This is a genomic window from Pseudomonas sp. GQ91, assembly GCF_059758795.1.
In genome coordinates, this window is record NZ_JCAXED010000019.1 from 41429 (window position 1) to 60934 (window position 19506).

The window sequence follows — 19506 nt, forward strand, 5'->3', positions numbered from 1 at the left end:
TGAAATAAATCTGTCCCCATTTTTTCCGTCCCCATTTTTTCCCCGAAAATTTGAATAAGGTTTTTCCATGATTCGTGCGCCTTGGGGAGATAAGCAGTATTGGGATGGTCGTGAGGCAAAGGATCTGCAATGGATTGAGCGTGCCAGTAAGATTTTGTCGGAGCCTTCGGCTAATCCCGTATACAGAGCGCAATTTACGTTTGACTTTGCCAAAGATAATTTGCGTGCGGCCATACGGGTCTACTCGAGTGGTGGAAATGTTACAGCGATCGCAACATACTTTCCCGGAGTTCTGGATGCATGGGAACTTTCCAACCGAGAATCCGACAACATATGCGCTGAAAATAATCTTCAGACTTGCCGAGACTGGTCCTTCGAACTGACCGACTTAAACCACTACATCTACTGTTTCTGGTTGGTGGGCCTGGCGCTTGCTCTCGAAATTCCCGATGACCAGTGGTTTCGATTGGTTGAGTTAATAGGTGAGGGGGGGCAGGACGTTCTGTTGGATCGGATCATTGCGTACCGCCAACCAGAGCGGACAATTGGGGATAAGCTGCTACATGCCAAGCCATATGCAAGGCTGCTCAAGGCAATTGATGCGCCACAGGCGCAACAAGCAGCTCTGCTGCTGGTATTCGTAGAATATTGGTATCCGGAGTTGAACCGGCGCGGTAAACAGCAACCGTGGTGGTACATCTATGGTGATCCGGTAAAACACCCACTTGAGATGGGGAGTTATTTCGGTCGCTGGTGTTTTGAGGCGGTCGCTGCCGTGAAAGTATTTGGGCTTGACGATAGTGAGTGCATTGGGCACGAACACTATCCGGGTGATTTGCTCCATCCCAGCGAGGAGGTTATTCCAACACCTAATCCGAGTGCCAAGTCTGGATGGTGGGCGCGGTTGTTCGGAAGGTCTGATTAGATGTTGCCTGTATGAATCATTGAGCTTTGAAGCTCACCACTCTATTTCGGTGTCAAGAAAAGGGGCAAGAAAATAACATTTGCGGCTTATTAGTTCTTGCCTAAAACTTGGACTGAAATATGAGTCGGGATTAAATGTGCTGACTGGTGCAGAGCATTCAAGGTAAAGGGGGGCGTCCGTTAGCAGGTGTCGTGTCAGGATTAAAAGCTACTACGCCAGCAGTATTAAATTGCTGGCTTTCATCTTCCTGGCCCTGGTTGCATGTGATTGTCGGAGTAGACGCTACTGTAAATCGAGTATTGCTCGGCGCCCACTGGATTGTGTGGGTGCAACTTCGCGCAAGAATTCAAGTAATTCGATTGGGTTTCATATCCAACACCGTCAGGCTTCATGACGGTGCGTTTTTTTTACAAAATGGAGTTTTAAATGATGCGTAAGCCGTTCAAGAAAAGTCTGCTGGCCCTAATGGTTGGTACTATCAGCACGCAAGTGCTAGCCGTTGAGGTAGACATTGGCCAAGGCAAGAGCATGTGGTTAGGCGAGACGCTCAATGAGTCATTGACCCTCACCGGTACACTGACGCAGCCGACCAACTTGACCGCCAGCCAAGGTACGAGCAATTGGCGGGGAGTGACTGTCGGCGATACCACGATTCAGGGTTCTTTGATCAATCGCGCAGATATCGTGCTGGATGCCCAAGGTCGTTCCATTCAAGCGTTTTCCATAGACCCGCTGGTGACCCTGGCCGTCACTCCAAGCGCTAGCACTATCACCGGTGATGTCATCCAGGCCGGCAACATCATCATGAACAACGGAGCCCATGAAGGCTTTGAAATTGGCTTTGCAAACATAGGTGGGAGTGTTATCAACTCCGGCACGATCCAGTCTACATACCCTGTTCCGGACACCCACGGCGGTGGCGATGGCATGTACCTGCATGGCACCACGATTGCCGGCGACGTTTCCAACACCGGTGTGATATCGATGGTAGGCGATGACGTTTTGGGCATAGCGTTGGATCGACGCAATTCGCTTCAGACCAGCATCGGCGGCAAGATCCTCAACTCGGGTACGTTGTCCGTCACAGGCAAAGAAGCTTGGGCCTTTGAGGTGGAAACCAGCACCACCCCCTTGAGAATCGAAAACAGTGGGCTGATTTCCGCCAATGGTTCTGATGCCAAAGGCGTGGCTTTTTTCGATGGAACCGTCGACTACATCCTCAACACCGGAACAATAGAAGCCAAGGGTGAAAACGCCAAAGCCTTTGACTTCCAGGGCGCAACCTTTGCCGAGAACAGCGCGCAGGGCTCTCGTGGCATCATCAACCGCGGCTCTATCAGCGCCGGCAGCACGGCCATTGCAGTCGATGCCATCAACCAGACCTCACCCTTCGAGATCAACCAACAAGCCGGCGAAATCCGCAGCAACACCGGTACCGCCATCGACGCCGCCAACCTGGCGACCTTGAACTGGACCGGCGGCAGAATCGTCGGCGATGTGCTCGACGTTACCAGCGTGAACATCGCCGGCCAGGCTGATTTTATCGGCAAGCGCATCGTCAGCCCTGTCTCGATCAACTCGGGTTCGCTGAACCTGTCCGCGCCGGGCGTCGCGATCACTGGCAACCTCAACGTCGCCAGCGGCGCCGGGATTGATATGCGTCTGGCCAACAGCGTGGTGCCGACCACGCCTTACCTCACCGTCAACGGCTCGGCGAATTTTGCCCAGGCGTCGAAGGTGACCCTGAGCGCCAACCCTGGCGATTTCACTGCCGTGCCCAGCGGTACTGAATACACATTGTTGCGCGCCAGCAGCGTGCAGAACAACGGCCTGACGGTTGCCAGCAGCTCGTCGTTGCTCGACGTGCTTAGTTATTCGGCCGACGCGCAAACGGTCAAGGCCGTGGTGGGTTTGAAAAACGATGAACAGGTGCAAACCGACCTCGGCGGCGTCGGTGCCGGCACGTCGGTGGTTACCGCCGTCAATGTGTTGAAGAACGAGGTGCTGGGGCAATTGAGCCAGGACGATCCGCTGTTCCAGGCCTTGGCTAGCGCCGGCGGCGCGCAACAACTGGCGCAGGTCGGCGAGCAGCTCAAGCCGGACGTCAACCGTGGTGCGCTGGATGTGGCGTTGTCGGGGCAAACCGTGATCAACGGCACGATCCACAATCGTCTCGCCGGCCAGCGTGATGGCCGTGAGCGTGGCGGCGTGTGGGTGCAGGGCCTGAGCAGCAACATGGATCAGGACGGTCGCGGTGGCGATAACGGTTACTCGGCCAACAGCAGCGGCATGGCTGTCGGTGTGGACGGTCGTTTGAACGACAGCACCCGTGTGGGCGTGGCGTACAGCTACCTCAATTCCAATATTCATTCGGATTTGGGCAACAAGACCGAAGTGCAGGGCAACGCGTTGTCGCTGTACGGCAACTGGTCGCTGCAAAACTGGTTTGTCGATGGCAGCCTGAGTTACGGCCATAACGACAATGACAGCAAGCGTCACGTCGCTGGCACCACGGCCAAGGGCAGCTACGACAGCAATGTACTGTCTGCCAGCGTCCTCGGCGGCTACAGCTTCAAACCGTCGGACAGCGTGGTGATTGAACCGCGCGTGGCGGCGCGCTATGCCAATGTGCGTATGGACAGCTTCAGCGAGAAAGGTTCTTCGGCGGCGCTGAACACCGCTTCCCAGCGTTACGAAGTGGGTGAACTGGGCGCCGGTGTGCGCTTGGCGGCCAACTTGCCGATGGGGGCGGGCAGCTTGCAGCCGGAAGCGACGTTGATGGCCTATCACGACCTGATGGGTGATCGCGTGGCGCAGACTTCAAGCTTCGTGGCCGGCGGTTCGGCGTTCACCGTCACCGGCGCCTCGGTGGCGCGCAACAGCTACGAAGCCAGTCTCGGGCTGAACTATCAGGTCTCGGACCTGACCGTCGGCGCCAGCTATACCCGTCAGGCGCGTAGTGGGTTTGATGCTGACGGCCTCATGCTCAAGGCGCGCTACGCGTTCTAAGTCTTAGGGCCGAATGTGGAGGGGCGGGTTGGCTCGCTCCTGCACTGGGTCATGGGCTTTAACGGGAGCGAAAAACGAAAAAAGGGATGGGTTCATTTTTCGTTTTATTGCTCGAGGTTTTCAGGACGGTGGGCGGGAGTTTCTGAAATAAATCCCCGTTTTCGCTTTTTTCGGGATAGGCCTAGGCCATCGATGATCTGGCCACTGAAGTGCAGATCCAGACGCCGGCTGCGATCTTTTGATCGTGCTTCATTTTTTCGCGCCTCAGCCGGTTAAACCCACACGATTCCACGGATGCATTACATGAAACAGGCAATAGTTGTGCTGGCAATCACGGGCTTGCTCGCGGGGTGTCAAACCTCCCGGCCACCTAGCACCTTGGAAGAGAGTCTGGCCAACGTTCGATGCATGCTGTTTGCGGGAGAAAAAAGCCTCACTGCAGACGAGGTTCAATACATTCGTAAAGCCAGCGATAACGGCAACGTGCGCTGTAAGACCACGCTCGGTGGTTTGTACGAATTCGGTCGTGGCGGCCTGCCGCAAGATTTTGCCAAGGCCAGATCGCTCTATGAGTCTGTCGCCGTCGTGGACGGCGTAGGTAACGAGAGACTGGCGCGCATGGCCGAGGATGGCCACGGGCAAGCGCGCAACGACGTAGAAGCGCGACGCCTTTATCAGTTGGCGCTGACCAACAGCGACAGCGATAAAAGTAAACTCGCATTGGCCAGATTGATGGAGGAGGGCCGCGGCGGCCCGCAGGATTTGTTCGGGGCAATGATGTATTACGTGGAAGCCAGCCAGCATGCCGGCGATGTCTCGTGGACGGGTATTCAGCGGATCCGCGCTCAAGGACTGCTGCTGACGCCTGAACAGACCCAGCGCTACAACGACGTCTGGAGTGATACCAGTCGCAAGAGTCTCAATCGTACGGCATTGGACATCGAGATTGCCTTAAATAAACACATCAAACGCGGCGGCGCCAGCAACCCGGTGACGCTACGAGTGCAAGGCAAACCTGGTTCGAATGTGCCGCAAATCGCTTTGGTCGAAAGCTCAGGCAACGCTGAGGTAGACCAGGCCGTCGTCAACGCATTCGGTAAATACCGCATTCCTGCCGAGCCGATATTGCCGTCAGGCCAGGGTTCCTGGTCGTCCGAGCGTTCCGTCAAAGTCGGTTTGAACTGAAGCGCTGGAGCCATAAGCCCCGCGCCTGAATACAACACGGCAGCAAATGAAGCCCACCGTAGGAGCGAGCGTGCTCGCGAAAATCGTCAACGATTACGCATGCACCCAGGCAGAACCTGTCGTGCTCAGGTTCTTCGCGAGCACGCTCGCTCCTACAGTGGCTGATGTTGAATGGTTGAAGCTCAGGCAAACTGGACCAGCGGTGCATAAAACAACTTGAGAACCGCTTTCAACCCCGTAAAATGCGCCAGCCGTTACACACCGGACACTTTTCAGGGACGAAATCAGACATGCGTGTTTTTGCTTTACTCTTGGCCCTCTCCTTCCTGGCCGGTTGTGCCTCCAAGCCCGATTACTACATTTCCCCCGCGCCCGTCAGCATCCCCAAGACTGCGACCTTTTGGGTTGATACCTTCGACGTGGAAGTGGTGGGGCAGAACCCGCGTTTCCTGCCGGACGCCAAAGTCCGTGAGCAATTGGGCGTCGATCTGGTCGACCGCCTGCTCAAGGCCAAGCGTTATGCGACCAGCAAGGCGAGTGCCGATTACTTGCTGGATGTGGATATCGTCTACACCCGTCATATCGCCGACTCCAAAGGTGGCCTCAGCACGCTGATCGTCGACGACAACACGATCCTCAGCAGCATCGACTTCAGCTATCAGGTCAAGGTCAAGCAGGCCGGCGCCGAGGTGTTGCACTTTGCCCAGGCTCGCGAGGGGCTGGTGCCCAACAATTGGGCCGGCCAGGCGCAGCAATGGAAAACCATCGCCGGGATCGTCTCCAATACCGGCAACGCCAATATCGAGCGGCATTTCACTGGCGGGCTGAGCCGCTACATCCTCGATGACCTGCGGGACATTCCGTCGCGCTAGTTGCCCCCCGAACACCCTGGATTTCTTTACTTAGGAGCACCCCGTGAAAACACTGTTCAAAATCCTGCTGTCGGGCCTTGCCGGCGCCGCGCTGCTGACGCTGGCCGGTTGTGCCGCCACGGAAAGCTCGCGCGCGCTGCAGGTCGAGAAAGTCGCCAGCGCCGGCGTGGTCTATTCCGGTGTGCGCGTACCGATTGCCGTGGGCAAGTTCGACAACCGCTCCAGCTACATGCGTGGGATCTTTTCCGATGGCGTGGATCGCCTCGGCGGTCAGGCCAAGACGATCCTGATCACCCACTTGCAGCAGACCAACCGCTTCAGCGTGCTGGACCGCGACAATATGGGCGAAATTTCCCAGGAAGCGAAAATCAAAGGCACCGCACAGAAGCTCAAGGGCGCTGATTACGTGGTGACCGGCGATGTGACCGAGTTCGGTCGTAAAGAAACCGGTGATCGCCAGCTGTTCGGCATTCTCGGCCGTGGCAAGACCCAGGTGGCCTACGCCAAGGTCAACCTGAACATCGTCAATATCAGTACGTCGGAAGTGGTGTATTCCACTCAAGGCGCCGGTGAATACGCGCTGTCGAACCGCGAAGTGGTCGGCTTCGGCGGCACCGCCAGCTACGACTCCACCCTCAATGGCAAGGTCCTGGACCTGGCCATGCGCGAAGCGATCAATCGCCTGGTCGACGGCATCAATGCCGGCGCCTGGAACCCGCGCAACTGATTTAATTGTTTTCAAGGAGCAGTACACGGATGAGCAAGGCAGTGAAGTTGGCGCTGATGCTGACAGCAATGGCAGTGGTCGCCGGGTGCCAGACGGCACCCAAGCCGCTGTATCAGTGGGAAAGCTATCAGCCGCAGGTTTATGAATATTTCAAGGGTGAGCCCAAGGAAGCCCAGGTCGAAGCGCTGGAGCGGGATCTGCAAAAGATCAACGCCAGTGGTCGCCAGGCCCCGCCGGGTTATCACGCACACCTGGGCATGCTGTACCTGAGCATGGGCAAGGATGACCAGATGGTGCAGCAGTTCCGCACCGAGAAGGCGCTGTTCCCCGAGTCCGCCGCCTATATGGACTTCCTGCTGAAGAACGCCAAGGCCCCCGAGGTGAAGAAATGAACCTGTTGAAACTTACCGGCGCCTTGCTGGCCCTGGCGTTGCTGGGCGGTTGTGCCGCGCCCAAGACGGTTGATTACTCGGCGTTCAAGCAGTCGCGGCCGAAGTCGATCCTGGTGTTGCCACCGATCAACGAATCCCCGGAAGTGCAGGCGTCCTACAGCCTGATGTCGCAGGTGACCTACCCGTTGGCCGAAGCTGGCTACTACGTGTTGCCGATCGCGCTGGTCGACGAAACCTTCCGCCAGAACGGCCTGACCACCCCGAACGACATCCAGGCGCTCCCACCGGGCAAGCTGCATGAGATTTTCGGGGCTGATTCGGCGCTGTACATCACCGTCAGCGAATACGGCACCAAGTACATGCTGATCACCAGTGACACCGCAGTGACGGCTTCGGCCAAACTGGTGGACCTGCGCACCGGCACCACGCTGTGGACCGGTTCGGCGCGGGCCTCCAGCGAGGAAGGCAATAACAATGGTGGCGGCCTGGTGGGCATGCTGATCACGGCGGCGGTCAAGCAAGTGATCAACAGTTCCACCGACGCGGCGCATCCGATTGCCGGCATCACCAGTGCGCGCCTGCTGTCGGCCGGCCAACGCACCGGGATCCTGTACGGGCCGCGTTCGCCGAAGTACGGTACGGACTGATTTTCAGAAGCAACCTTTTCAAGGTCTTTGAAAAACCAGTCGCATTGGATTGAGACTGGGCTGTCGCGATGACGGTCTGCATGTACCGTTTAAAATGCGGTTGGCAGTGCGATAAGGGGCGGGCTTGAGATCCGCCCCTAACCCTCCCGAAACGTCGGACCGCCCTGAGGCAGTTGACCGAAGTGTGCTGAGAAAATGGGCGACCTGAAAAATCGTTTTTGATGACGGATTCAAAGCCGATCTGCCAGGTCGATGTAAACCGCCAATATCCCCCGATCAGCCCCCTCGCCCCTCTGGGGAGAGGGTTGGGGTGAGGGGGGATCTCAAGCCACACACAAAAGAACCCTCCACTTCAGATCAAAACAGCTCTGCAGCTTGCTGCGTGTCCTCAAAGACCTTGAAAGGGCTTATTTTCAGAAGGGGACGCATCGCACTGGATTAAATCTGTTCCCTGCGGAAAACCCGAATCACGCCGCGCTTGCGTCTGACCTTGTGAACGCATCATTCACTCACGAGGTTCAGCCCATGTCCCATTCTCTTCTGCTACTGCGCCCCGCTGCCCAAGGCTTTGCCGTTACCTTGCTGGTGGCGCTTGCCGGGTGTGGGCTGTCTTCGTCCCGTGATGAGGCTAAAGCTCGCGACGCTGTCGCTGCGCCGCACGTGCACAGTGAGTCCGTTCAGGTACAGAGTGGCGGGCTCAAGAGAATGCTCGTCGCGGCGCCAATGCCCGCCTCTGTGGTCATGCACGACGGCGTCGCCCCGCCATACCGCGCCGAGTCTCGCGAGCAGTATCAACAGCTGCCGGACAACCCGGTCCACAGCGTCACCGAAACACCGGTGTCGACCTTCAGTGTCGACGTCGACACCGGCAGTTATGCCAATGTCCGGCGTTTCCTCAATCAAGGTCGCCTGCCGCCCGAAGGCGCTGTACGACTGGAGGAAATGCTCAACTACTTCTCTTACGACTACGCGTTGCCCAACGACGGCTCGCCCTTCGGCGTGACCACCGAAGTCGCGGCGACGCCGTGGAACCCCCACACCCGTCTGCTGCGCATCGGCATCAAGGCTTCCGACCGTGCGGTGGCGAATCTGGCGCCGGCCAATCTGGTGTTCCTGGTGGATGTTTCCGGCTCCATGGATCGCCGCGAAGGCCTGCCGATGGTGAAAAGCACCCTCAAACTGCTGGTGGATCAGCTGCGTGATCAAGACCGGGTTTCACTGGTGGTCTACGCCGGCGAGTCGCGAGTCGTGCTCAAGCCGACCTCCGGCCGCGACAAGGCGAGGATCCGCAACGCCATCGATCAACTGAACGCAGGTGGATCGACAGCCGGCGCTTCGGGCATCGAACTGGCCTATCAGATGGCCCGTGAAGGGTTTATCGACAAGGGCATCAACCGCATCCTGCTGGCCACCGATGGCGACTTCAACGTCGGCATCAGCGACTTCGACAGCCTCAAGCAAATGGCGGTCGAACAACGCAAAAGCGGGGTGTCCCTGACCACCCTGGGGTTTGGCGTGGGTAACTACAATGAGCAGTTGATGGAGCAACTGGCCGATGCTGGCGATGGTAACTACGCCTACATCGACACCCTGCGTGAAGCGCGCAAGGTCCTGGTGGATCAGCTCAGCTCAACCCTGGCGGTGGTGGCGCGGGATGTGAAGTTGCAGGTGGAATTCAACCCGGCGCAGGTGAGTGAATATCGCCTGTTGGGTTATGAAAACCGCGCCTTGAAGCGTGAGGATTTTAACAACGACAAGGTCGATGCCGGCGAGATCGGTGCCGGACATACCGTCACTGCGTTGTATGAAATTGTTCCGAAGGGCGAAAAAGGCTGGCTGGAGCCGCTGCGTTACGGGTCGCCCTCAAGCGCTGACAGCAACGCGGGAGAACTGGCGCTGTTGCGCGTTCGCTACAAGCCGGCCGAAGGCGGCGAGAGCCGACTGATCGAACGCGCAATCGGCAGCCAGCCAAACAACGCCCAGCCCAGCGCTGACCTACGCTTCTCGGCCGCCGTGGCGGCTTTTGCCCAACAACTCAAGAATGACGGACGCTACACTGGCACCATGAGCCTGGCCGACACCGCCGCATTGGCGCGCGCCGCCCGAGGCGATGACTTCTTTGGCCTGCGCAACGAGTTTGTGCAACTGGTCGAGCTGGCGCAGAGCCTCAAGACACCGGTTACGCAATGATCATTTGAAGGGAGTTTGGCATTCAATGGATTCACCCAGCGACGAGGCCCTGCTGGCCCGCTATCGCGACGGCGACGGGGCGGCGTTTGAAGCCCTGTACGCTCGCCATCGGCAGGGCCTGTACCGTTTTCTCGTGTCCTTGAGCAACAAGGCCGAACTGGCCGAGGAAGTGTTCCAGGACACCTGGCTCAGCCTGATCCGCAGCAGCAGCCAGCCACAGGGCCGAGCGAGTTTTCGTACGTGGTTGTTCCAGATTGCGCGCAACCGTTTGATCGATCACTGGCGCAAGCACGGTGTCCACAACCCGTTGCACGACAGCTACGACGAACAACTGCACGCCCGCCTCGACGACAGCGCCGGCCCCGAGCAGCAGTTGAGCCTGAGCCGCGACCAGGGTCGTCTCGATGCCGCCCTGCAGGACTTGCCCGAAGACCAGCGCGAAGTATTCCTGCTGCGCCTGCACGGCGACCTGGAACTGCCGCAAATCGCCGCCCTGACCGGCGTCCCGCTGGAAACCGTCAAAAGCCGTTTGCGTTACGCCCAGCAGAAACTGCGTCGGCTGCTGGCCGAGGAGGTAACCGTATGACTGACCCCCGACACACCAAGGACTCGAGCGACGACGTGCTGCTCCAGCACTTTCGCCAGCAGGCCCACGGCGAACCGCCGGCCGCCCTCGACGCCTTCATCCTCGCCGCCGCCCGCCGCGAAGCCCCGGCGCCGCGTCCCAACCTGTGGCAACGCTGGCTGCACGCCTGCCAACGGCCGCGCTGGCAGATGGCATTTGCCACAGTCGCAGGCGTAGCCCTGATGATCGGCCTGGTCGTGCGTTCCCCCGTTCCCACCGCCGACCGGCCCACGCCCGACATTGCGCAATACGCCGCCGCGCCCCCGCCCCCCGCGCTGGCGGCTCCAGCGGCCCCCGCGCCGATGGCCCGACTCGCCCTCGCGCCCCAGGCGGACAGCGCGCAGGTGCAGGCAGAGTCCGCAGGCTCCCTGGCTGAAGCACCCACCGCCAAAATGAGCAAACGCGCAGCGGTCGCCTTGCCCACGCTGGAACAAGCGCTGCAGGAAATCCTGCGCTTGCGTAACGCAGGTGAGACCAGAGCGGCGGATGAAAAGCTGCTGGCGTTGCATAAACGCTTTCCAAACGAGGATCTACCTGCGCGGTTGGAGGCGTTGCAAAAGCGTTAAACATGCGTCCACAAAAAAGCCCCGGGTCGAGAGACCTGGGGCTTTTTGTTTGTATGTGGTGCCCCGGCGTCGTTTGAACTGGACTGTAAGGCTGCCGTATTTGCTGGGCCTCGTAGGCGTTGTATCGGTTAGGCATACACGTGGGCATACATGGCTCTTCCTGCTGCGTTTGGGTTTACGCCTTCGGTGTGAGCTTTTCCATCTCGGGAGGACGTTGTTTCAGCTCCGTCTCACGGATTACGCGGCCAGTCGTACCATCAAGCTTAAATAGGGTTCTGCCCACGAGTAGAAACGTACTTTTGCTGTCCGCCAGGATCAAATGGCCTACCAGGCGTTCGCCCTTGTCGGTTACCACGGTATCCACCGCTTCGAGGTCCCCGGCAGTTTCTAACTGGGTATACCTTTTAAAATCTGCAAGCCCAGCCCCCCTACCTTGTTGAACTCCTGCGCCAGGAGCGAAGAACGCCATAAACATGGCAATCCCTATCCATGCTGCAAGTCCGATCACTACGTTGGCCTTGGGCCTCCTCGTTATAACCGCAACAAAGAGCGCAGCAATCGCCACAAATGCGAAAGCCAGAAGGCCGGGTCCTACGATGGGCCATTGTTCCGCAGCGTCCAATGCACCAGAGAACAGACTGGTGTACCCGTGCAGAAGCAGCGTTGGTGTGCTCAGTGATAGCTCGTTCTGGTCGATACCGAACTGCTGAAACCTGCCGGATAGGAGTGAGTAACCGTAGATCACCAGCGCTGCTTGCGATGCCAGCGCTCCAAATGTAATCAGTTTGAAAGCCAGGTCTGTATTGGTTTTCGCCTCCTTGGCAGCTGGGTCATCTAACGTCTCGAGATGTGCAGGAGCTGAGGAAGCAGTGACGTGGATGGGTGTAAGCAGCTCTACCCTCAGCGGTTTGTCTCTGCGCCAGAACATGGTGTTTCCTACTCCAGTGGGTGACCGGAGAAAATACCCCCGAATCTGGTGGGAGGGTAGGTCTGATATGTCGCTGGGGACCCTGGAGCATTCTTGAAGGTACGGGGCATGAAACCCGCGGAATCGTGGTAGCGGCAGCCACACCAGCTTACTGAAATTTCAACATTGAAATTGAAAGGATCTTGAAGAGAAAAGGGCATCCTTATCGGATCTGTAACGGTGCTTGGTTTCGTTCAGGATTGTGAACGATTGGCTCGGTCAACCAGTCAACTAACTTTGGAGCCCAGCCACTAACGAGATCCGGCAGGTTCTATGCCCCGTGTCTATCCGAAATGCCCAGGGTGCCAGCGACTTTCCGGTTCATAGGGCAAATGCACTGGTGAACAGCAGTCACCCGGTTCACCTGTTCACTAAGCTGGGCGCCTTTCCGCTAACACGATCACGCGGGTTTCCTACCCCGTGACAAACCAACATGCGCAGGGCCCCCCGCTGTCTAACCAAAGCCAAGAGCATGATCGATCTCCTTTCGCTGGAGGATCAATACTGATGGGGCTCGGGGTATACCCTAATAAAAACCGTGTTACGGGCGTTACGCGTGTTACGTTGATCGGTAACTATTTGATTTAAAAAGGTTTTGAAGCATTAAAACAGCTGTGGCTGGTTTGCCGGTATGCGTGTTACGTGGCAAATAGGTGTTACATCAATGAATGCCTCGGGAGGAGCTGTTTGTGATGATACGGCGTGTGTCATAAAACTAGGGGCTTTCGCTTAGAAGGGCCGCTACCGGCCAACAGCAGACTGCCTTGTCGCCCGTAGGGAAACATGATTTACATAGACTGAATCGCCCCGGATTCTCTAGACGCCGGGCTAAATTTGGCATTCCTCTGTTGACTTGGTAACGTGGCGACTAATTAATAGAGAGCAGTTTAGCTATGGAGCGCATCAAGGTTTTCGACATGTTCTGCGGCGGCGGCGGTAGCAGTCTAGGCGCACGGCTAGCAGGCGCTGAGGTGGTAGGCGGCGTAGATATGTGGCCCATAGCCACCGAGGCTTTTGGCCTCAATTTTCCTCGCGCAAAGGTGTTTACAGGAGACTTAAGGCTAATCGAGCCGTCCGATGTCGTAAAACAGACGGGCCCCATCGATCTTCTATTGTCCTCCCCCGAGTGCACGCATCACTCCTGCGCTAGAGGCAGCAAGCCGCGCTCTGAAGAAAGCAAAGAGACAGCTCTACAGGTTATACGCTATGCCAAAGTGATGAAGCCTCGTTGGGTTGTGCTTGAAAACGTCACTCACATGAAACCCTGGGAGCGCTACCCCGAGCTAAAAGCGGAGCTCAAAGATCTTGGATATCACTTGCATGAGCAAATTTTGGACTCTGCTGACTTTGGAGTGCCGCAGCGCCGCAAGAGGTTGTTCTTGATCGCAGACATGCTTAACGAACCCACTGGCACTATGGGTAGTGCAGATAGGGAGATGACGGCTAGGGAGATACTCGATCCTGACGGAACGTGGCGCATGACCCCCCTCCGTAAGCCCGGCCGAGCTCAAAAGACGTTAGCTCGCGCAGATCGAGGAATAGCTGCGTTCGGCGAGAACGAAGCTTTCCTATTGGTGTACTACGGAAATGATGGTGCAGGCGGTTATCAGTCGTTAGACGTACCCTTGAGAACTATCACTACCGTCGATCGGTTTGCACTGGTTGTACCGACCGAAAACGGTCACATGATGCGGATGCTACAACCGATTGAGCTCCGTCGAGCGATGGGCTTTCCTGAGAACTACATATTCCCAGAAATCAATAAGAGAAACCGCATTCGTTTACTTGGTAATGCGGTTTGCTCACCAGTGATGGCTGCCATTGTCAGAGGTTTGACTACTAATCCTATTCAGGAAAAAACCTCATCACACCTGGACGTCGTGCGTGAGTCGTGTAGTGATGACTCAGCTCCTCAAGAGTTGCACGCCGCAATCTTAGCTTAGGCTGAACGTGCAATAGGTCTTTGACAGGCTTTGCAAAAAACCTGTTGCACGAAACCAGCAGACAGTAATCCTTGACACCATCTCCAAGATCTAACGAGAGTACACCCACGTCAAAAATGGAAAGATTGGAGTACTTCCTCTGTTTTCTCGAAAAATAACGAGCTTTATCTACATCGGCGACAGGGATAAAAACAGCTAACAAATATCTATAGCTATAGACCTTACCCTGGACGTCGTCGCACTCGGGAGTAAGCGTTACAACACACGGAGTTAAAGAATTGAGAAAACCATCATCTCTTACATAGTCCCCAGGCATTAGAAACTCACGGCCTAACACTTCATTGCAACTAGCTCCCCAAAGCTCGGGGCATGCCTGATCCCAGCCCGCCCTATCCACTATTGAGACCATCCCCCGACTGGAGGGCTGAAATGCCACAGGGTCAGTCAAGACGGACACAAGATAATGGGTATTTAAACTAGACTGCGATACTCCGTCTGGAGCGTGACCCATTTGCTCCGCAAGCAAAGCATTTAATCCTGCAACATATTCAGCTGAGACATCGAGCCGATCTTCTAAAACGGGTAATAAAGCAGCATCCATAGCCGCGACAGGTGCAATTTGTGCCTGAGCCGAACCAACTGCTTCTGTAGATAGAAATGCTAGAAGCTTGTGCCAGCGGGACAAAGCGCCTTCTTCCCCGGCCGCCCTAGTCAAATCGAAAAGGCGATGAGTGGAACGTACCGCAGCTTGAAAAACACGCTCCTCCCAAGAGATAGAGAGCAGCAAAGCACCACAATTCAAAATTGCCTCATTAACTTGGTTGGTCAAATCACCAAGCCGTTTCGGTTCTTGCTCAAGGCCTAGCACTAATTTTTTATCTATACATCCAAAGCCTACTGGTACAACTAGGTCAAAGTCTTTCGCCCTCTTCGTTATCTCAGCAAAGACATTTTCAGCATCTTCAGGAAATGCAGTCCAAAAAATGACCACATAAGGGCCATCACAGACAATTTTTTTCAGGCTCGACATTATAGCTAGCGTCTGCTGAGCCATATTATTCATTCCTCCATCACCCAAGTGTATGTCGGAAAAAATTATCCTGACACCATTGAAAGGCTGTGGAGGCGTAGGGGTTATCGTTCCTAGGTCATACAAGAAAGGCATAACCCAATATCCAGCCGAGACCAAGGCCGAATATATTTTATCCAGATGTTCCTGTTCGTTATCAATAGCAGCGACACGTACGAATTGAGGGATCATTTTTCTTCCTTGAACTGAAATATAATTGCAGCGCCGTCGTATGCGTCTGGGACTTGAAAATCATCTCGAATTTCATCAGCTGAGCACAAAACTAAACTGCCATCAATTGACTCCATTACCATCCGAGAATAGTAAAGCCCAAGTCCCATACCCTCTGCCCTGTTTGACACAAAGGGAGTGCCCAGCTGGTCTAACGGCAATTCAAAACCGGGGCCATTGTCAATAATCGCAAGAGAGCCGCTGCGTTTATCACCATCCCACTGCGTCATGATCAGGACGGCACCCTGCTTGCCTTCTTTCTGCGCCTGATAACGCGACCAATAAATAGCGTTATCGATGATATTGTTTATCGCGCCCATCAACAGGTTGAGGGGGCCGCTAACCGGAAATGAAACACCTCCATCAGACAGGTGATTAGACAGGACAAGATCATGGCGTTTGAATCGCCCAGAGTTCATGTCCAGAGCTCTGGCAACAAGCTCTCTGATAGTTGTCTTGCGCGCGCGCTCTTTGTTTAGAAGAGGCTTGAATGTATCCAATAATTTTCGCAAATGTACAATTGTTTGCTGAAGCGTTACTTTGCTGGTATTTCCCTCAAGTTGCCTAGTCAGAGTATCTACGCCATGGACCATCTCATGGAAAGCTAAAGACAAGTTGAGGCCAGCCATGCCAGAGTTAAGCATAACCGTGCGGTAGCTATTCAGTTGAGATTGCAGGGACTCAACAACCGGTTTAATTTCGCTCTCTAAATTATTTTTCTTTGCAATTTCACTAAGTGCGTCAAAAGCCTCTTCTACGGGGATAATTTTCGACTCGCCCTTGATCGCCGTATCTATTTGTTTTCTGTGAGGACCATGTAAGCGCTCAAACTTATCAAAAGCGCTGAGAACGATTCTCTGCAGGTTTCGATAAACGTTATTTTCGTCAAACCCTTCACGGTTTGTTTTCTCTTTTAAACCTGGGCTCTTTGCGAGCTTAAGGTCAATGTAACCTATTAAGCTATCAGTGCCCAATTTTCCTGCCGGTCGATTAATTCTTCGAACGTTAAGTCCAAGCCAGTCGTCACCAGGCTCACCGTAGTTAAAAACACGCACCTGATCCCGATATACGCGCACACCTGACTGAGACCGAATCCAGTCAGTGATCAGTTTGGCAGATCCACTTTCCTTGAGAATTTCAGTTCTGCGGTGGTAGGCGTAGATTTTTCCTTTGATAGGCCCAATGCCAGCCAACATAGCAGGATCAAGGAAGATAGCTGGCGGCTTACCATCATCGTCCTCAGCGACCACCTTAACTAACTCTAACTTGTCGGATGGATTAGCATCTTCGTCATGTTTAAGACCCTTATAGGCTGGCGGCGTGAATTTATATTCCCATGAAAACTTCCCAGTCTCAGAGACAGTGAAGTCAAAACTCCAGATAGCCGCATTAAGCATATCTTGGGCAGAAGGCAGATCCTCAATGTCTTCCCCCCTCCCAGGCAAGTGCAACTCAACATCAAAGGATCCAATTTTATTAATTGGATTACTTAGGGAGGTGATAAGCCGATAAAGGTCTCGCACCTCTCTCTTGCTCCATTCAGGCCTGGAGAGATCCGTAATTTTCAGAAGGGTACCGCCACCTGCTTTGAAAACCTTTGGGACTAAATTCCTTTTGACTGAAACAGATAAGCCTTGATCAAGGTATTTACCCCCACCAATTAAGTCATCCCAGACAATCTTAAACTCTAGCTCTGGCTCTTTAGCTATTCGTGTTACAAGCTGAACAGAACCGCCTAGTTTTTGTATTGCAAGACGCCCCACCCCTTTTTCGCCCAGAGGTAGGCGATTAAATCTTTTTGAAGGAATTTTTCCTTTTATACCCCGTTTAGAGTCCGTCCCGACCTCCAGCCATTTAGACTCGATGTCGTCCATGCTCATGCCACAGCCATCATCTTTGATAGAGATATAGGGCTCATCGCATTCGAGGTCTAGAGTAACGTCAACTCGCTCCGCGTCTGCGTCGTATGAGTTTTTAACCAACTCAAAAACGGCCAACCTATCGTGGCCAATCAGTTGGTCACCCAAGAGTTTGAGCACATGAGACTGCACCCGCATTTTAAGATCAGCCAATCTGCTTCTCCTTACATGCGCTAACGAGCACACATGAATAAAACTGTAGTAAGAATCGGGAAGACCCGAAATTTTTTCGATTTTAAAGCTGGTTTTTCCTGCCATCGCGGCCAGGACGGTCACCATCTTGTCCGTGGGCTGGCATTTCACCACTCCGGCGCTTCTACGTCCTCGACCCTGCGTTTAACGGCGGGGCTTTTGGTGTACTTGGTCGATGTTTCCTATGATCCTGCCCGCTCCCAGCGAAGCGCGCTGATTGCTTTGAATTGGCTAATACCGACCGACCCACGCTCATTCCTAGCTTTTGATCCAGGCCTAGTCAGTAACGCCTCAACCGCAGGCCTAGTTGCTTCATAGATCTGGAACGCGTTGTAATCGGCGTCAAGCAGCACCAGGAGAACTGTATCGAAGGTCTGCTTCAAATCAATTGATCCAACCCGCCCCCCTCGCATTTGAGGATTGGAGAAGTACCGCCCTTTGATTTGAATCCTGATGGTTGATCCGTTTTTTACCTCCGTCGCGTCATACCCCGCCTGCCTGGCAAACTCCAATTCGAGATCGAGAATCCGAGCTGCTTCATATTCTGCGACCTCGCCAGTAACACCCAGCGGTTTGTTAGTGAGGTGGTAATAGCGCCTGGCTAGCACCTTCGCGTCTTGAAGGATCTGGTAAACCTCATCGGTTGCTTCCATGCTTTTTCCTTCCTACTGGCCTACGCCACTCGCTTCGCAAATACAGACACGGGTAACACGATGAAGCTCAGAGCGGGCTACACGCATGGGGGACAATTCGCCGTCGTCGAGAGCAGTCAGCAGAGCTAACGAGTCGAATCGCGCTCCTTCTGGCAGCGCGTCGATACGGCTTGTGTTTGTCATCGATTTTTCCTCTAACAAACCAGTTGTTCTTCAACCTTCACAGTTCCTCTTCCAAGTTGGGCCGAAGGCTGTGTTGTGACCAGTCAGATAGTCGTCCTCCATTACTACCGATTTGATTGGTGACACGTACATGAGGAATCGGCTCGGTGATTGCCTTTTACCGCTCCCCAAGTCGTAGAATGCGGTGCCACAGATCATCTCTAGGCTCACGGACTTCGATGCTGAAAGATTGCTGACCCTCAACGTTTTGACGTCGCCTATGCCTGGAAAAAGCGCATCATGAAACAGCACCGTCTTTTCAAGTTCATTTTGGGCGTTTCCGCAACCAGTAGCAGATACTAGTGAAATGGCTAACGCTACCAGCTTGATTGCTCTTATCAAGGTTTTCTCCAACTTTCCATCGTCAACAGATGCCCTTTGAACGCCTTACCAATGTAGCTCCGGGTACGCTTCTACTGGCTTAGCCCAACGTTTTAAGGCTGGGCTTGGGGGTAGCGGTCGTTTTTTTCCATATCAATACTGACTAGCGGAAAGAGTTACCGATATCACTATGCCAGTGCAAGCTTGAAAGCGCGACGGATAGCCTCGATGTCAAAAGTTAGGTACGGCTTGCTGTGATCGAGGTGAAAAGGGGGTGAAAAGGGGACAGATTTATTTACAGTAGTGCAGCTCATTCGAGCTTGTCAGCTTCACCTGGACCGCGCGCTGCAGAATTCATCCAGCTAAGTCGTAACACTACGACTCATCAGCTCTTTACGCATCCCCAAGCCGTTTCTACCGATACGCGGAATCGCGCTCCGTTTGCTGGACCTGTTTGAGCGGCGGCTCTTGAACCTTTGTTTGTCTGCTAAGGCGTTTGATTTCCGTTGCGCTGCACGCCTGTACGCCTCCACTTATAGGAACCTCAAAGCACACACGTGGGCATACACGGCGTGAAGTTATAGGGGCAGACGGGGACGAATAGCCAGAAACAAGAAAGCCCGCACAAGGCGGGCTTCTTGGGGTGTTTCGTAGACTGTCTGCGACAGCCAGAAACTAGTATCTGGTGCACCCGGCGGGATTCGAACCCACGACCCCTGCCTTCGGAGGGCAGTACTCTATCCAGCTGAGCTACGGATGCTTGTGCGGGCGACATCATACCCATGTCGGCCTTGGGCGTCCATGCCGGTTTCGTGCGTGGCGATTACTGGCTGTTGCGGGTTCATCCGCAG

At 54.9% G+C, this 19506-nt stretch carries 15 protein-coding genes and 1 tRNA gene; 11 read left to right on the forward strand and 5 right to left on the reverse strand.

The window, feature by feature from the left end:
• Window positions 1-67: 67 nt before the first annotated feature.
• From AC6CIA_RS23720 to AC6CIA_RS23765, 10 genes are all read left to right on the forward strand, one after another.
• Window positions 68-925, forward strand: a complete 858-nt coding sequence (locus AC6CIA_RS23720; RefSeq protein ID WP_498315572.1) for a PoNe immunity protein domain-containing protein — start codon at window positions 68-70, stop codon at window positions 923-925.
• 426 nt (window positions 926-1351) lie between these two features.
• On the forward strand, window positions 1352-3934 hold the full coding sequence (locus tag AC6CIA_RS23725) for an autotransporter family protein (protein WP_498315573.1): 2583 nt from the start codon (window positions 1352-1354) through the stop codon (window positions 3932-3934).
• A 303-nt stretch (window positions 3935-4237) separates the two neighbouring features.
• Window positions 4238-5119 (forward strand): tetratricopeptide repeat protein, encoded by an 882-nt coding sequence (locus AC6CIA_RS23730; protein WP_498315574.1) that lies wholly within the window; start codon window positions 4238-4240, stop codon window positions 5117-5119.
• A 290-nt stretch (window positions 5120-5409) separates the two neighbouring features.
• Entirely contained in the window at window positions 5410-5991 is a 582-nt protein-coding gene (locus AC6CIA_RS23735; protein ID WP_339529258.1) for a hypothetical protein, read from the forward strand.
• Window positions 5992-6034: 43 nt separating this feature from the next.
• Window positions 6035-6718, forward strand: a complete 684-nt coding sequence (locus tag AC6CIA_RS23740; protein ID WP_498315575.1) for a CsgG/HfaB family protein — start codon at window positions 6035-6037, stop codon at window positions 6716-6718.
• Window positions 6719-6747: 29 nt separating this feature from the next.
• Window positions 6748-7110, forward strand: a complete 363-nt coding sequence (locus tag AC6CIA_RS23745) for a DUF4810 domain-containing protein (RefSeq protein WP_084381422.1) — start codon at window positions 6748-6750, stop codon at window positions 7108-7110.
• The gene (locus AC6CIA_RS23750) at window positions 7107-7757 is read left to right on the forward strand and encodes a DUF799 domain-containing protein (RefSeq protein WP_339529261.1); all 651 of its coding nucleotides are present in this window, start codon (window positions 7107-7109) and stop codon (window positions 7755-7757) included. The genes AC6CIA_RS23745 and AC6CIA_RS23750 overlap by 4 nt, the downstream gene beginning before the upstream one ends.
• A gap of 525 nt (window positions 7758-8282) precedes the next feature.
• Window positions 8283-9947 (forward strand): vWA domain-containing protein, encoded by a 1665-nt coding sequence (locus AC6CIA_RS23755; protein ID WP_498315576.1) that lies wholly within the window; start codon window positions 8283-8285, stop codon window positions 9945-9947.
• A 25-nt stretch (window positions 9948-9972) separates the two neighbouring features.
• On the forward strand, window positions 9973-10533 hold the full coding sequence (locus tag AC6CIA_RS23760) for an RNA polymerase sigma factor (RefSeq protein WP_498315577.1): 561 nt from the start codon (window positions 9973-9975) through the stop codon (window positions 10531-10533).
• Window positions 10530-11138: a hypothetical protein gene (locus tag AC6CIA_RS23765; RefSeq protein ID WP_498315578.1), complete on the forward strand. Its 609-nt coding sequence runs from the start codon at window positions 10530-10532 to the stop codon at window positions 11136-11138. Before AC6CIA_RS23760 ends, AC6CIA_RS23765 begins: the two co-directional genes overlap by 4 nt.
• Window positions 11139-11313: 175 nt before the next feature.
• Here the strand turns inward: AC6CIA_RS23765 and AC6CIA_RS23770 are convergent, their stop codons facing one another.
• Complete coding sequence (locus AC6CIA_RS23770) at window positions 11314-12066, reverse strand: hypothetical protein (protein ID WP_498315579.1); 753 nt, start codon at window positions 12064-12066, stop codon at window positions 11314-11316.
• A 932-nt stretch (window positions 12067-12998) separates the two neighbouring features.
• On the opposite strand from AC6CIA_RS23770, the gene AC6CIA_RS23775 reads away from it, so the two are divergent.
• A complete protein-coding gene (locus tag AC6CIA_RS23775) occupies window positions 12999-14048 on the forward strand; it encodes a DNA cytosine methyltransferase (protein WP_498315580.1) in 1050 nt (349 codons plus the stop codon).
• On the opposite strand, the gene AC6CIA_RS23780 is transcribed toward AC6CIA_RS23775, so the two are convergent.
• The 4 genes from AC6CIA_RS23780 to AC6CIA_RS23795 form a co-directional block, all read right to left on the reverse strand.
• On the reverse strand, window positions 13951-15309 hold the full coding sequence (locus AC6CIA_RS23780) for a hypothetical protein (protein WP_498315581.1): 1359 nt from the start codon (window positions 15307-15309) through the stop codon (window positions 13951-13953). The two genes, AC6CIA_RS23775 and AC6CIA_RS23780, sit on opposite strands and share 98 nt — an antisense overlap.
• Window positions 15306-17543, reverse strand: a complete 2238-nt coding sequence (locus tag AC6CIA_RS23785; RefSeq protein ID WP_498315582.1) for an ATP-binding protein — start codon at window positions 17541-17543, stop codon at window positions 15306-15308. Before AC6CIA_RS23785 ends, AC6CIA_RS23780 begins: the two co-directional genes overlap by 4 nt.
• 98 nt (window positions 17544-17641) lie before the next feature.
• Window positions 17642-18112, reverse strand: a complete 471-nt coding sequence (locus AC6CIA_RS23790) for a hypothetical protein (RefSeq protein ID WP_498315583.1) — start codon at window positions 18110-18112, stop codon at window positions 17642-17644.
• Window positions 18113-19338: 1226 nt separating this feature from the next.
• Window positions 19339-19415: transfer RNA gene (locus AC6CIA_RS23795), tRNA-Arg, on the reverse strand.
• Window positions 19416-19506: the final 91 nt, after the last annotated feature.

Coding starts and splice junctions, on each gene's coding strand:
- AC6CIA_RS23745 (WP_084381422.1), top strand. CDS start 6,748: ATGAGCAAGGCAGTGAAGTTGGCGCTGATGCTGACAGCAATGGCAGTG.
- AC6CIA_RS23760 (WP_498315577.1), top strand. CDS start 9,973: ATGGATTCACCCAGCGACGAGGCCCTGCTGGCCCGCTATCGCGACGGC.
- AC6CIA_RS23730 (WP_498315574.1), top strand. CDS start 4,238: ATGAAACAGGCAATAGTTGTGCTGGCAATCACGGGCTTGCTCGCGGGG.
- AC6CIA_RS23780 (WP_498315581.1), bottom strand. CDS start 15,309: ATGATCCCTCAATTCGTACGTGTCGCTGCTATTGATAACGAACAGGAA.
- AC6CIA_RS23725 (WP_498315573.1), top strand. CDS start 1,352: ATGATGCGTAAGCCGTTCAAGAAAAGTCTGCTGGCCCTAATGGTTGGT.
- AC6CIA_RS23720 (WP_498315572.1), top strand. CDS start 68: ATGATTCGTGCGCCTTGGGGAGATAAGCAGTATTGGGATGGTCGTGAG.
- AC6CIA_RS23755 (WP_498315576.1), top strand. CDS start 8,283: ATGTCCCATTCTCTTCTGCTACTGCGCCCCGCTGCCCAAGGCTTTGCC.
- AC6CIA_RS23770 (WP_498315579.1), bottom strand. CDS start 12,066: ATGTTCTGGCGCAGAGACAAACCGCTGAGGGTAGAGCTGCTTACACCC.
- AC6CIA_RS23790 (WP_498315583.1), bottom strand. CDS start 18,112: ATGGAAGCAACCGATGAGGTTTACCAGATCCTTCAAGACGCGAAGGTG.
- AC6CIA_RS23775 (WP_498315580.1), top strand. CDS start 12,999: ATGGAGCGCATCAAGGTTTTCGACATGTTCTGCGGCGGCGGCGGTAGC.
- AC6CIA_RS23735 (WP_339529258.1), top strand. CDS start 5,410: ATGCGTGTTTTTGCTTTACTCTTGGCCCTCTCCTTCCTGGCCGGTTGT.
- AC6CIA_RS23765 (WP_498315578.1), top strand. CDS start 10,530: ATGACTGACCCCCGACACACCAAGGACTCGAGCGACGACGTGCTGCTC.
- AC6CIA_RS23750 (WP_339529261.1), top strand. CDS start 7,107: ATGAACCTGTTGAAACTTACCGGCGCCTTGCTGGCCCTGGCGTTGCTG.